A 13,366-nucleotide genomic window follows, 5' to 3' on the forward strand; every position below is an offset into this window, starting at 1 on the left:
TACTCACCCTCGCGGGCTTTCCTCCGGACGATTTCGTTCGGTGTTTCTTTTGTTCTTGCGTTTCCGACTCTATCAGACTGTTTCCAGTGCCGATTCCCTCGGTGCTTTCCAGGTTCTTCGCTTTCGCGCTTTCCCTTTTCAGCGGTTCCGACTTTATCAGAAGTTCTGAGTCGGAATTTCCAACCCCCTGCCGGTGCTCCAGGCACGCGAAGGTGTCCGGGTTCCCGCTGAGGTGGAGCCGTAAACGTACTGGAGCGGGGTGCCTCGATGCAAATCGAGGTGCCCCGCTCCAGGAGATGAGGTAGTGGGACCTCGATCAGACCTCGACGACGACCGGAAGGATCATCGGCCGGCGACGGTAGGTGTCGGACACCCACTTGCCCACCGAACGGCGGATGAGCTGCTGGATCTGGTGCGCTTCCATCACTCCGTCCGCTGCCGAACGAGCGAGGGCTTCCTCGATCTTCGGGGTGACGGCGTTGAACGCGGCGTCGTCGATGCCGGAGCCGCGGGCGTGGAAGGTCGGGCCGCCGACGATCTTGCCGCTGGAGCTGTCGACCACGACGAAGACCGAGATGAAGCCCTCGTCCCCGAGGATGCGGCGGTCCTTGAGGTGGGTTTCGGTGACGTCGCCGACCGAGAGGCCGTCGACGTACACGTAACCCGCCTGGACCTTGCCGACGATCTTGGCGCGGCCGTCGATGAGGTCGACGACGACGCCGTCCTCGGCGATGACGATGTGGTCCTTGCGGACGCCGGTGAGGGCGCCCAGCTCGGCGTTGGCGCGCAGGTGGCGCCATTCGCCGTGGACCGGCATCAGGTTCTTGGGCTTGCAGATGTTGTAGAAGTACAACAGCTCGCCGGCCGAGGCGTGGCCCGAGACGTGGACCTTGGCGTTGCCCTTGTGGACGACGTTGGCGCCCCAGCGGGTCAGGCCGTTGATGACGCGGTAGACCGCGTTCTCGTTGCCCGGGATGAGGGACGAGGCCAGGATGACCGTGTCGCCGGGGACGATGCGGATCTGGTGGTCGCGGTTGGCCATCCGGGAGAGGGCGGCCATCGGCTCGCCCTGCGAGCCGGTGCAGACCAGCACGACTTCCTCGTCCGGGAGGTCGTCGAGGGTCTTCACGTCGACGACCAGGCCGCCGGGGACCTTGAGATAGCCGAGGTCGCGGGCGATGCCCATGTTGCGGACCATCGAGCGGCCGACGAAGGCGACGCGGCGGCCGTACTCGTGGGCGGCGTCCAGGATCTGCTGGATGCGGTGCACGTGGCTGGCGAAGCTGGCGACGATGATGCGCTTCTCGGCGCTCGCGAAGACGTTGCGGAGCACGTTGGAGATGTCGCGCTCGGGCGGGACGAAGCCCGGGACCTCGGCGTTCGTGGAGTCCGAGAGGAGGAGGTCGATGCCCTCTTCACTCAGACGCGCGAAGGCGTGCAGGTCGGTGAGGCGGCCGTCCAGCGGGAGCTGGTCCATCTTGAAGTCGCCGGTGGCGACGACCATGCCCGCGGGGGTGCGGATGGCGACGGCCAGCGCGTCCGGGATGGAGTGGTTGACCGCGACGAACTCGCACTCGAAGGGGCCGAGGCGCTCGCGGTCGCCCTCGGCGACCTCAAGGGTGTACGGGCGGATGCGGTGCTCCTGGAGCTTCGCCTCGATGAGGGCGAGCGTCAGCTTGGAGCCGATCAGCGGGATGTCGGGCTTGAGGCGCAGGAGGTACGGGACACCACCGATGTGGTCCTCGTGGCCGTGCGTCAGGACGATGCCCTCGATGTCGTCGAGGCGGTCCTTGATCGAGGTGAAGTCGGGCAGGATCAGGTCGATGCCCGGCTGCTCCTCCTCGGGGAACAGGACGCCGCAGTCGACGATGAGCAGACGGCCGTCGAACTCGAAGACCGTCATGTTGCGGCCGATCTCGCCGAGACCGCCCAGCGGGGTGACGCGCAGGCCGCCCTTGGCCAGCTTCGGCGGGGCGCCCAGTTCGGGATGCGGATGACTCAAAAGACTCTCCTCACCATGCGCGCGGCGGATCGCTCGGATCTCGGGCGCATGTTGTGTCGTGCACGGGCTGAATGTCTGTGCAGGGGTGTTTCCGGGTGCTGCTGGGTGTGGTGCTTGTTCAGTTGTGAAGTCTGTGTTTAGAGCTGTACCCCGCCTGCGGCGAGATCGATCTTGAGCTGGTGGGTTTCATCCGCGGACAGCTCGACGAGCGGCAGGCGCAGCGGTCCGGCGGGCAGTCCTTGCAGGTCCAGCGCGGCCTTGGTGGTGATGACGCCCTGGGTGCGGAACATGCCGGTGAAGACCGGCAGCAGCTTCTGGTGGAGCTCGGTGGCCTTCTGTACGTCGCCGGAGAGGTGGGCGTCCAGCAGGGCGCGCAGCTCGGGGGTGACGACGTGGCCGACGACGGAGACGAAGCCGCAGGCGCCGACGGACAGGAGCGGCAGGTTGAGCATGTCGTCGCCCGAGTACCAGGCGAGGCCGGAGCGGGCGATGGCCCAGCTGGCACGGCCCAGGTCGCCCTTGGCGTCCTTGTTGGCGACGATCCGGGGGTGCTCGGCGAGGCGGACGATCGTCTCGGTGTTGATCGGGACGCCGCTGCGGCCGGGGATGTCGTACAGCATCACCGGGAGCTCGGTGGCGTCGGCGATGGCGGTGAAGTGCCGGAACAGGCCCTCCTGCGGGGGCTTGTTGTAGTACGGCGTGACCGCGAGGAGGCCGTGGGCGCCGATCTGCCCGGCGGCGCGGGCCAGCTCCAGGCTGTGGCGGGTGTCGTTGGTGCCGACTCCGGCGACGACGTGGGCGCGGTCGCCGACCGCTTCCAGTACCGCCCGTACCAGGTCGTTTTTCTCCGCGTCGCTGGTGGTCGGGGACTCGCCGGTGGTGCCGTTGACAACGAGACCGTCGTTGCCGGCATCCACCAGATGGGTCGCGAGGCGCTGTGCGCCGTCGAGGTCGAGTGCGCCGTCCGCCGTGAAGGGCGTGACCATGGCGGTGAGGACCCGCCCGAAGGGGGTCTGCGGAGTGGAGATCGGAGCCATGGGTAACACGCTACTCGCTGCTCAGCGCGGGGTGTCCCCTCGGGGGACCGTGTGAGACGGGGGAAGAGGACACCGGCACTGCCTGCTCGGGGGTTCAAGCAGTGCCGGGTCCGTTTGATCAGCCTAGATGAACTTCTCGAAACGTCGCAATACGGACACCTCGTGCAGCCCATCCGTACATCTGTGCCCTCGGAGAGTTACGGGGCGACACGGCCGTTCTTGTTGAAGGCGGCGTGGGTGAGCGGCATGAGCTGCTGCCACTGGGCTTCCATCTGCTCGCCGACCATCTCGATCTCGCGCTGCGGGAAGGAGGGGACCTTGGCCAGCTCGTGCTGGGTGCGCAGGCCGAGGAAGTGCATCAGCGAGCGTGCGTTGCAGGTGGCGTACATCGAGGAGTACAGGCCGACCGGGAGGGTCGCGCGGGCCACCTCGCGGGCGACGCCGGCGGCGAGCATCTCCTGGTACGCCTCGTAGGACTGGCGGTACGAGTCCTCCATGACGCGGGCGGTGAGCTCCTGCTGGGCCTCGGTGCCCTCGACGAACTCGTACTTGCCGGGGCGGCCCTGCTGGACCAGCTTGCGGGCGGCGCCGGGGACGTAGAAGACCGGGTCGAGCTGACGGTAGCGGCCCGATTCCTCGTTGTACGACCAGCCGACGCGGTGCCGCATGAACTCGCGGAAGACGAAGATCGGGGCGCTGATGAAGAAGGTCATCGAGTTGTGCTCGAAGGGGCTGCCGTGGCGGTCGCGCATCAGGTAATTGATGAGCCCCTTGGAGCGCTCGGGGTCCTTGGTGAGTTCCTCCAGGGACTGCTCGCCGGCCGTGGAGACCCGGGCGGCCCACAGGACGTCCGAGTCCTGCGCCGCGTGCTTGACCAGCTCGACAGTGACTTCACTGCGGAAGCTGGGCTTCTGGATCTCTTCGGGGGTGCTGTCCGGGGTCACGGTCACCGGCGGGTCCTTCCACTTGCGTCTCGCTCTGGGCCGCGTCCACTTTACGGGCCGGAGGAGGGGCCGATCGCCGCTTGCGGAGTCCGGGGGGAGCCTGGCGAGGGTCCGGCGAGGGCCTGGCGAGGGTCCGGCGAGAAGTTCGACGGGGCGTCAGGACATTCTTTGAGCAATTCGGGGAAATCGGGCACCAAGTGACAGGGCTGTACGTCTGTACTTGTAAGGCACCGTTCGGTGCTCCTGTGAATCCGTCAGTTTGATGACCAAAAGGAGCGACACTCATGTTTCGCCGGCGAGAAGCCGTCCCGTTCGCCTTCGTTGCCGAGGCCGACCGCTTCCGCAGTAACGTCACCCCGCCCCCTCCCGAACGCGCCAGCACGGCCCAGCTCTTCGGGCGGTCGTTGATCGGTCTGACCGTGGTCGCCGGACTGGTCGGTTCGCTGATGTTCGGGCTTCCCGCGCTTGATCCGGGGAATGCGCCGGGGAAGACGCAGCAGTCCGAGGCTGCTGAGGGGCGTTGATCCGGTTCCGGTGATCCGGTTCCGTTGATCCGGCGGTTCGGCTGCGTCGGGCCGGCAGGCTGAGTCGATGGGCCGTCAGGACTCGTCCGGACCCCCTGAGGTGGCTTGGCGCGGGAGCGCTCGGTAGCCTCACCGGGCACTGCCCAATCGAGCGTGCTTGTGAGTGAGGACCAGTCGTGCCCCTGCCTTTCCTGACGGCCGACCGCGCTTTTGAAGCTGGCGCGGACGATGTTGCGCTGCCGTACGACGATCACGACCAGTGGCGGCGGCCCTATCGGCCCGGGCCTTACCGGGTCGGGATCGCGGCGTTGTTGCTGCTGCTGGCGTCGTTCGTGCTGCTGTCGGCGATGATCATTGCCTTCGCGGCGGAGTTGACCGCTGCGTTGATCGTGCTCGGTGTCGGGGCGGTGGTGATCGTCTGCGCGCTGAGGATCCTGCGGATGGGGGTCTGGGTCAGTCGGGCGGGGCTGCGGCGGGTGGGGTTCCTGGGGACCGTGACCGTGCCGTGGGGCGAGACTTCGAACGTGCGGACGGTTCAGCAGCCGGTGCGGTGGTTGGGGTTGCCTCGGACTGTGCAGGGGCAGGCGTTGGTCATGGAGCGGCGGGGTGGGGGTTCTTTGCCGCCGCTGCTGACCGACCACAGTGCGGATTTTCTTTCTCGGCCCGAGGCTTTTGAGCGGGCTACGGATGTGGTGGAGGCTTGGGGGGACGAGTACCGGCGGTAGGCGGCGGGCTCGTTGTGGTTGACGTGAGGGTCTGGTTCGGGGGATGCCCTGGGCCAGGCCCTTTTTGGTGTGCGGGGGTGGGTGGGCCGCTGCGCGGGGCTTCACCCCACCCCGCCCCTTCCCGAAACCGGGGCTCCGCCCCGGGCCCCGGGCCCGTGTGGGCGGGCGGGGGTGGGTGGGTTGCCGGGGCTGCGCCCCGGGCCCCGGGGTGGCAGCCCGGTGGGGGTGGGTGGGGGAGGTGCGGGTCGAGTGTGGCTGGCCGCGCAGTTCCCCGCGCCCCTAAAGGGCGCACCCCGCGCGGGGGTGGGCGGGTACGCGGTACCCCTGGGAGGAGGGCTGGTCGCGCCCGCGCGGCGGAGCCGCGCATGGCACAGGGCCGCGCCCCTAGACCGGGTGGGTGTAGGTGGTCGCGCCCGCGCGGTGGAGTCGCGCCTGGGGTCTAGTGGGTGTTCTTGTGTAGGGCGATGGCGTGTTGCATGGCTTTGCGGGCTCGGGGGGTGTCTCTGGCGTCCTGGTAGGCGATGGCCAGGCGGAACCAGGCTCGCCAGTCCTGGGGGTTGTCCTCGGTTTCTTCGCGGCGTTTGGTGAAGACCTCGTCGGCGGAGTCGCGGTCGATGCGGCCGGCCGGGGTGCGGCGGAGTTCGTCCACCGGGAGGGCGCCCTCGGCGTCGAGGATGGCTGCCAGTTTGTTGGCGTTGCGGACGAACTCGGTGTTCTTCCAGAGGAACCAGACGCCGATGAGCGGGATGGTGAGGGCGGTGACGCCGAAGGTGATGCCGAGGGGGGTGCCGAGTTTGATCATGGCGACGGCACGGCCGCCGACCAGGACGAAGAAGACGACCAGGACGGCGGACGTGACGAGGTAGGTGATCTTTGCGCGCATGGCTGGGTGCCGTCAGTTCAGGTCGAGGAAGTGTTCCAGGCCGAACGTGAGGCCGGGAGTGGTGACCACGCGACGGGCGCCGAGCAGGATGCCCGGCATGAAGCTGCTGTGGTGCAGGGAGTCGTGGCGGATGGTGAGGGTTTCGCCCTCGGTGCCGAGGAGGACTTCCTGGTGTGCGAGGAGACCGCGCAGGCGCACGGAGTGGACGGGGATGCCGTCGACGTCCGCGCCGCGCGCCCCGTCCAGAGCGGTCGAGGTGGCGTCCGGCATCGGGGCGCTGCCCGCCTCGGTACGGGCCGCGGCGATCAGCTGGGCGGTACGGGCTGCCGTACCGGAGGGGGCGTCGGCCTTGTTGGGGTGGTGCAGCTCGATGACCTCGACGGATTCGAAGTGCGGGGCCGCGATCTGCGCGAACTTCGTGGTGAGGACGGCACCGATGGAGAAGTTCGGGGCGATGAGTACGCCGGTGGAGGGGGTGGCCTCCAGCCAGGAGTTCAGCTGCGCGAGGCGGTCCTCGGTCCAGCCCGTGGTGCCGACGACGGCGTGCATTCCGTTGCGTACACAGAATTCGAGGTTGGCCATCACCGAGTCGGGGTGGGTCAGGTCGACGACGACCTGGGCGCCGGATTCCTTGAGGGTCTCCAGCGAGTCGTCCCGGTCGAGGGCGGCCACCAGGTCCATGTCCGTGGCGGCTTCCACGGCTCGTACGGCTTCGGAGCCGATCCGGCCCTTGGCACCGAGGACCGCCACGCGCAGCTTGCTCATGTTCAGTGATTCCTTAAGGGGAGTTACGAGACCGCTTCTTCGAGGCGGGCCGCCTGCTTGTCCTTGAGCGGGCCGATCACCGAGAGGGACGGCCGCTGACCCAGGATGTCGTGGGCGACTTCCCGGACCTCGTCCGGGGTGACCTCGCTGATGCGGGTGAGCATGTCGGTGACCGACATGTGCTCGCCCCAGGCGAGTTCGCTCTTGCCGATGCGGTTCATGATCGCGCCGGTGTCCTCCAGGCCGAGGACGGTGGAGCCCGACAGCTGGCCGATGGCGCGGGTGATCTCGTCGTCCGTGAGGCCGTTGGCCGCCACGTGGTCGAGTTCGTCGCGGCAGATCTTGAGTACGTCGTGCACCTGGTTCGGGCGGCAGCCCGCGTACACGCCGAACAGGCCGCAGTCGGCGAAGCCCGAGGTGTACGAGTACACGCTGTAGGCCAGGCCGCGCTTCTCGCGGACCTCCTGGAAGAGGCGGGAGGACATGCCGCCGCCCAGCGCGGTGCTCAGGACGCTGAGTGCCCAGCGGCGGTCGTCCGCGCGGGCCAGGCCGGGCATGCCGAGGACCACGTGGGCCTGTTCGGTCTTGCGGTTGAGCAGTTCGACGCGGCCCAAGGTGCGGAGCCTGCGGGAGCCGGTGCGCGGGGCGACCGGGCGGGCTTCGGGGTGGCCCAGCGCGCCGGCCTTCTCGAAGGCGCGGCGGACCTGTCGTACGACCGTCGCGTGATCGACGTTGCCCGCGGCCGCGACCACCAGGTGGGTGGGGTCGTAGTGCTTCTTGTAGAAGCGGCGGATGCGGTCGGCCTGGAGCGCGTTGATGGTGTCGACGGTGCCCAGGACCGGGCGGCCGAGGGGGGTGTCGCCGAGCATGGTGTGCGCGAACAGGTCGTGCACGCAGTCGCCCGGGTCGTCCTCGGTCATCGCGATCTCTTCGAGGATGACTCCCCGCTCGGCGTCGACGTCCTCCTGGCGGATCAGCGAGCCGGTCAGCATGTCGCAGACGGTGTCGATCGCGAGGGGGAGGTCGGTGTCGAGGACGCGGGCGTAGTAGCAGGTGTACTCCTTCGCCGTGAAGGCGTTCATCTCGCCGCCGACCGCGTCGATCGCGGAGGAGATGTCGAGGGCGCTGCGCTTGGCGGTGCCCTTGAAGAGGAGGTGTTCGAGGTAGTGCGTCGCGCCGTTCAGGGACGGGGTCTCGTCGCGGGAGCCCACGTTGACCCAGATCCCGAAGGTGGCGGAGCGTACGGAGGGGAGGGTCTCGGTGACGATGCGCAGGCCGCCGGGGAGGGTGGTCCTGCGGACCGTACCGATGCCGTTCTCACCCTGGAGAAGCGTTTGGGTACGGGCGACGGCCCGCCCCTCCGAAGAGGTGCGGGCCGTCGTCACGGAACTACGGGACGTCACTTTTAGGCGTCGTCCTTCTGTTCGTCGTTCTCTTCACCCTCGATGACCGGGATCAGGGAGAGCTTGCCGCGGGAGTCGATCTCGGCGATCTCGACCTGCACCTTGGCGCCGACCGCGAGCACGTCCTCGACGTTCTCCACGCGCTTGCCACCGGCGAGCTTGCGGATCTGCGAGATGTGCAGCAGGCCGTCCTTGCCCGGCATGAGCGACACGAACGCACCGAAGGTGGTGGTCTTGACGACCGTACCCAGGTAGCGCTCGCCGACCTCCGGCATGGTCGGGTTGGCGATGCCGTTGATCGTGGCGCGGGCGGCCTCGGCGGCCGGTCCGTCGGCGGCACCGATGTAGATGGTGCCGTCGTCCTCGATCGTGATGTCGGCGCCGGTGTCCTCCTGGATCTGGTTGATCATCTTGCCCTTGGGGCCGATGACCTCACCGATCTTGTCCACCGGGATCTTGACGGTGATGATGCGCGGCGCGTTCGGGGACATCTCGTCCGGAACGTCGATGGCCTCGTTCATCACGTCGAGGATGTGCAGACGCGCGTCGCGGGCCTGCTTCAGCGCGGCGTCCAGGACCGACGACGGGATGCCGTCGAGCTTGGTGTCGAGCTGGAGCGCGGTGACGAAGGTCTTCGTACCGGCGACCTTGAAGTCCATGTCGCCGAACGCGTCCTCGGCGCCGAGGATGTCGGTCAGCGCGACGTAGTGCGTCTTGCCGTCGATCTCCTCGGAGATGAGGCCCATGGCGATACCGGCGACGGGGGCCTTGAGCGGCACACCGGCGTTCAGCAGCGACATGGTGGAGGCGCAGACCGAGCCCATCGAGGTGGAGCCGTTGGAGCCCAGCGCCTCGGAGACCTGGCGGATCGCGTAGGGGAACTCCTCGCGCGTCGGCAGGACCGGCACGATCGCGCGCTCGGCGAGCGCGCCGTGGCCGATCTCGCGGCGCTTCGGGGAGCCGACGCGGCCCGTCTCACCGACGGAGTACGGCGGGAAGTTGTAGTTGTGCATGTAGCGCTTGCGGGTCACCGGGGAGAGGGTGTCCAGCATCTGCTCCATGCGCAGCATGTTGAGGGTGGTGACGCCCAGAATCTGGGTCTCGCCACGCTCGAACAGGGCCGAGCCGTGCACGCGCGGGATGGCCTCGACCTCGGCGGCCAGCGTACGGATGTCCGTGACGCCGCGGCCGTCGATGCGGACCTTGTCCTTGATGACGCGCTCGCGGACGAGCTTCTTCGTCAGCGCGCGGTAGGCACCGGAGATCTCCTTCTCGCGGCCCTCGAAGGCCGGGAGGAGCTTCTCGGCGGCGATCTCCTTGATGCGGTCCAGCTCGGTCTCGCGCTCCTGCTTGCCCGCGATGGTGAGGGCCTGCGAGAGCTCCGACTTGACGGCCTTGGTGAGGGCCTCCAGGACGTCGTCCTGGTAGTCGAGGAAGACCGGGAACTCGCCGGTGGGCTTGGCAGCCTTGGAGGCGAGGTCCGACTGGGCCTTGCAGAGACCCTTGATGAAGGGCTTCGCGGCTTCCAGACCGGCGGCGACGACCTCTTCGGTGGGGGCCTCGGCGCCGTCCTTGACCAGCTGGATGGTCTTCTCGGTGGCCTCGGCCTCGACCATCATGATCGCGACGTCGCCGTCCTCCAGGACGCGACCGGCGACGACCATGTCGAAGACGGCGTCCTCAAGCTCGGTGTGCGTCGGGAACGCGACCCACTGGCCCTTGATCAGGGCGACGCGGGTGGCGCCGATCGGACCCGAGAAGGGCAGGCCCGCCAGGATCGTGGAGCACGAGGCGGCGTTGATCGCGACCACGTCGTACAGGTGGTCGGGGTTGAGCGCCATGATCGTCTCGACGATCTGGATCTCGTTGCGCAGGCCCTTCTTGAAGGAGGGGCGCAGCGGCCGGTCGATCAGGCGGCAGGTGAGGATCGCGTCCTCGGAGGGCCGGCCCTCACGGCGGAAGAAGCTGCCGGGGATCTTGCCGGCGGCGTACATGCGCTCTTCGACGTCCACCGTGAGGGGGAAGAAGTCGAGCTGGTCCTTGGGGCGCTTCGACGCGGTCGTGGCCGACATCACCATGGTGTCGTCGTCCAGGTACGCGACGGCGGAGCCGGCGGCCTGCTTGGCCAGGCGGCCCGTCTCGAAGCGGATGGTGCGGGTGCCGAAGGTGCCGTTGTCAATGACGGCCTCGGCGTAGTGGGTCTCGTTCTCCACTAGCGTTTTCTCCTCGTCTTCGTCCCCAGTCGCCCGTGTGGCGGTGGGACGGTGGCGGAGAAGCGGTCGCGCTCCGTGGTGCGGGCCGGTCTTCGATCGAAGCACCCGGGTCTTGTTTCTCCGGGGGCCACTACCGAGGACCGGCGGGCTGGGCTGCGCCGCTTCTCGCTCTTCGTGTTGTGTGCTGCTCCAGCTGCTCAGCTGTACGGCTTGTACTGCTGTGCAGCTCTACTGCTCTTGCTCTATTGCTCGCACGGGCTTCGTGGTGACGTCCGTGACGTCTGTGTACGTTTCCCGTGCGTCGTGCTCGTACGCCTCGCCGGTGGGGCGGGGTGTGACGCGTACCAGCCTAATTGGCGTCCGGTACGTCCCGCACGTCCCGGACGTACAAGAGGCTTCGTGCCTGTTGCACGTACGGCACCTGCGGCCGATGCGTACTGCTGTACGCGTACCGCCGTACGTACGGCAAAGGGAGCGGCTCCCAGTGGCGGGAACCGCTCCCTTCGTGGCGTCCTACTTGGCGCCGCCGGCCGCACCGCGGCGGATGCCGAGGCGGTCGACCAGCGCACGGAAGCGCTGGATGTCCTTCTTGGCGAGGTACTGCAGCAGGCGACGACGCTGACCGACCAGGATCAGCAGACCCCGGCGGGAGTGGTGGTCGTGCTTGTGCGTCTTGAGGTGCTCGGTCAGGTCCGAGATGCGGCGGGAAAGCATGGCGACCTGGACCTCGGGAGAGCCGGTGTCGCCCTCCTTCTGGCCGAACTCGCTCATGATCTGCTTCTTCGTAGCGGCGTCGAGCGCCATGCGTACTCCTCGTGAGTCATCGACTTGCCACCGAGTGCCCCTGGTCTTGGTCTCAGGGGAGCTTCCGTTACTCGGGAGGCGGGGATCCGCTGGGCGCAGCCCGCAGAGGTTCTGAGGCCTCCGGTGGGCGCGTACACAAACGGCCGTAGGTCAGAGTACCAGGCTGGTGAAGGGGGCCGGGGCGGTCGGGGCGGGGGCCGGTCACGGGGCCAGCGAGCGGAGCGCGTGGTACGCGTCGAAGACCGCGAGGCAGAGCGGGACGAGCGTGAGCAGGACGCAGGTCTCGGCGATCTCCAGGAAGCGGCCCCAGAAGGGGGTGACCCCCTTGTTCGGGACGATCAGCGCGACTGCGGCGATCACTGCTGCGACCGCTGCGGTGGCTGCCGTGATTCCGATTGTACGGAGGTCCAGGGGGCCTGCCGAACCGGCGAGGGCGCCGCTGACCAGGGCGGGCGGCGGGCGCAGGGCCAGTCCTAGGCCGAGCAGGAGGAACGTGGCGAGGCCGGCGGCGAGGGTGCAGGCGGCCTGCGCGGTGTAGCGGAAGAGGTGGGCCCGCAGGAGGAGGGCGGTGCCGAGGGCGAGGGCGAGGAACTGGGCGCGGGGGTTGCCGGAGAAGCCGAGGACGGCGGCGGAACCGGCGGCGAGGAGGGCGCAGCCGCCGATCAGGCCGGTGAGGAGTTCGTGGCCTCGACGGGTGCGGGCGGCGATGAGGGGGGCGTCGATGGAGGGACGGGGGGTGGGGGTGGTGCTGTCCGGGGTGCCTCTGTGGGCGTGGTCGTCGTAGGCGTCGGTGTAGCCGGTGGTGGTGGGGGTGGGGGGTGGTGCGAAGCCGACGGGGATGCGGGCGAAGCGGGTGGCGAGGCCGGGGAGGAAGGCGAGGGCGCCGACCAGGAGCGGGGCGGCGAGGGCGGCGGTCCGGGTGGGGGTGAGGTCGGCGACGGTCCCGGTGAAGACGAGGAGGAGGGCGGCGGTGGAGGCGGTGGCGGTGGCTACGAAGGGGGCGTCGGTGGGTGGAGTGGTGGGGGTGGGGATGGGGGTGGGGGTGGTGTTGGCGGTGGTTCGGGTGGTGGGGGTGGAGGCGGAGGGGTGCGTGGTTGTGGTGGGTGGGGGTGGGGTGGCGATCAGGAGGAGGACGGAGGCGAGGAGGACTGTCGCGCAGGCCGTGAGGAGGTGGAGGCGGCCGGGGCCTTCGCCCGTGGCGATGGGGAGGAGTGCGGTGCCGGCGACGGCGGCGTGGGCGAGAGCTGCCGTGCCGAGGGCCACGGCCGAGCCCTGGTCGTCGTACACCCGGGTGCGGATGGCGGCGAGGGCCAGGAGGAGTACGGCGGTGAGGGCGGCGAGGGCTCCGGGGACGCCTCGGGTGTGGTGGTGGGGGTCGGCGTTCCAGAGGGTGAAGGCGAGGAGGGTGAGGAGGGCGGAGGTGGCGAACAGGCCGGTGGTGCGGGTGAGTTGGTCGCTCCAGAGCGTGCGGTCTCGGGCGACGGCGGAGGCTACGGCGTCCGAGACGTCGTCGAAGACGGGTGGGGCGAGGGACTCCCCGAAGGGGCGCATCACGAGGATCTCGCCGTCGAGGACGCGCTGCGCGGCGAGGGTGCGGGAGCCGTTCAGGGCGGTGCCGTCGCGGCGGACGAGGCGGTGGCCTACGGGGGCGTGAGGGGTGGGGCGGCAGCCGGAGAGGCGGAGGAGGTCGGGGTGGAGGTCGGCGAGGGGGAGGTCGGAGGGGAGGGCTACGTCGATTCGGCTGGTGGGGGTGATGACGGTGAGGCGGAGGAAGGGGGTGGGGGGTTGGGGGTGGGGGTGGGGGTGGGGCTCGGGTTGCGTGGTTGGCGGTGGGGTGGTTGCTGATTGGGGGGTCAACGGGGTTGGTCCTTTTGGGGGTTGGTGGGGGCGGGGGTCTCCTTCGTCAAACGCGGGAGGGGTGGGGAAGGTGGCGGGGGGGGTGGGGCCGGGGCGGGGGTGGGGGTGCGCGGGCGTGTGGGTGGGGCGGGAGTGGGGGTGCGGGGCCATGGCGGAGGTGGGGCGGGGGTGAGGGGCCGAGCGGGGTCGGGGGCCGCCCCCTTGCCCGC

General features: G+C 69.1%; 11 protein-coding genes. 2 read left to right on the forward strand and 9 right to left on the reverse strand.

Translation table 11 applies throughout. The annotated features are described in order from the left end of the window. Positions 1–316 precede the first annotated feature (316 nt). The 3 genes from ACZ5PB_RS37160 to thyX form a co-directional block, all read right to left on the reverse strand. On the reverse strand, positions 317–2,002 hold the full coding sequence (locus tag ACZ5PB_RS37160) for a ribonuclease J (protein ID WP_468697466.1): 1,686 nt from the start codon (positions 2,000–2,002) through the stop codon (positions 317–319). Between the two features lie 137 nt (positions 2,003–2,139). After that, positions 2,140–3,039, reverse strand: a complete 900-nt coding sequence (gene dapA, locus ACZ5PB_RS37165; protein WP_468697468.1) for a 4-hydroxy-tetrahydrodipicolinate synthase — start codon at positions 3,037–3,039, stop codon at positions 2,140–2,142. Between the two features lie 197 nt (positions 3,040–3,236). Continuing rightward, positions 3,237–3,989, reverse strand: coding sequence for an FAD-dependent thymidylate synthase (thyX, locus tag ACZ5PB_RS37170; RefSeq protein ID WP_468697469.1), 753 nt, complete (start codon positions 3,987–3,989; stop codon positions 3,237–3,239). 278 nt (positions 3,990–4,267) lie between these two features. On the opposite strand from thyX, the gene ACZ5PB_RS37175 reads away from it, so the two are divergent. Both ACZ5PB_RS37175 and ACZ5PB_RS37180 read left to right on the forward strand, forming a co-directional pair. After that, positions 4,268–4,507, forward strand: a complete 240-nt coding sequence (locus tag ACZ5PB_RS37175) for a hypothetical protein (protein ID WP_468697470.1) — start codon at positions 4,268–4,270, stop codon at positions 4,505–4,507. 176 nt (positions 4,508–4,683) lie between these two features. Further along, positions 4,684–5,232 carry a hypothetical protein gene (locus ACZ5PB_RS37180; RefSeq protein ID WP_468697472.1) on the forward strand — a complete coding sequence of 183 codons (549 nt, stop codon included), beginning with the start codon at positions 4,684–4,686 and terminating at the stop codon, positions 5,230–5,232. A gap of 439 nt (positions 5,233–5,671) precedes the next feature. On the opposite strand, the gene ACZ5PB_RS37185 is transcribed toward ACZ5PB_RS37180, so the two are convergent. From ACZ5PB_RS37185 to eccD, 6 genes are all read right to left on the reverse strand, one after another. Then, on the reverse strand, positions 5,672–6,115 hold the full coding sequence (locus ACZ5PB_RS37185) for a hypothetical protein (RefSeq protein ID WP_468697473.1): 444 nt from the start codon (positions 6,113–6,115) through the stop codon (positions 5,672–5,674). Positions 6,116–6,127: 12 nt separating this feature from the next. Next, positions 6,128–6,880 (reverse strand): 4-hydroxy-tetrahydrodipicolinate reductase, encoded by a 753-nt coding sequence (gene dapB / locus ACZ5PB_RS37190; protein WP_468697474.1) that lies wholly within the window; start codon positions 6,878–6,880, stop codon positions 6,128–6,130. 23 nt (positions 6,881–6,903) lie between these two features. Next, the gene (locus tag ACZ5PB_RS37195; protein WP_468697476.1) at positions 6,904–8,283 is read right to left on the reverse strand and encodes a M16 family metallopeptidase; all 1,380 of its coding nucleotides are present in this window, start codon (positions 8,281–8,283) and stop codon (positions 6,904–6,906) included. 2 nt (positions 8,284–8,285) lie between these two features. Continuing rightward, the gene (locus tag ACZ5PB_RS37200) at positions 8,286–10,496 is read right to left on the reverse strand and encodes a polyribonucleotide nucleotidyltransferase (RefSeq protein WP_468697477.1); all 2,211 of its coding nucleotides are present in this window, start codon (positions 10,494–10,496) and stop codon (positions 8,286–8,288) included. A gap of 513 nt (positions 10,497–11,009) precedes the next feature. Then, a complete protein-coding gene (rpsO, locus tag ACZ5PB_RS37205) occupies positions 11,010–11,300 on the reverse strand; it encodes a 30S ribosomal protein S15 (RefSeq protein WP_389245362.1) in 291 nt (96 codons plus the stop codon). A 201-nt stretch (positions 11,301–11,501) separates the two neighbouring features. Continuing rightward, a complete protein-coding gene (gene eccD / locus ACZ5PB_RS37210; protein WP_468697479.1) occupies positions 11,502–13,157 on the reverse strand; it encodes a type VII secretion integral membrane protein EccD in 1,656 nt (551 codons plus the stop codon). Positions 13,158–13,366 lie beyond the last annotated feature (209 nt).

Source organism: Streptomyces sp. NPDC032721 (genome assembly GCF_055579625.1).

Excerpts from the sequence above, each read along its gene's own strand:
- ACZ5PB_RS37185 (WP_468697473.1), bottom strand. The coding sequence starts at position 6,115 with ATGCGCGCAAAGATCACCTACCTCGTCACGTCCGCCGTCCTGGTCGTC.
- dapA (WP_468697468.1), bottom strand. The coding sequence starts at position 3,039 with ATGGCTCCGATCTCCACTCCGCAGACCCCCTTCGGGCGGGTCCTCACC.
- rpsO (WP_389245362.1), bottom strand. The coding sequence starts at position 11,300 with ATGGCGCTCGACGCCGCTACGAAGAAGCAGATCATGAGCGAGTTCGGC.
- ACZ5PB_RS37175 (WP_468697470.1), top strand. The coding sequence starts at position 4,268 with ATGTTTCGCCGGCGAGAAGCCGTCCCGTTCGCCTTCGTTGCCGAGGCC.
- dapB (WP_468697474.1), bottom strand. The coding sequence starts at position 6,880 with ATGAGCAAGCTGCGCGTGGCGGTCCTCGGTGCCAAGGGCCGGATCGGC.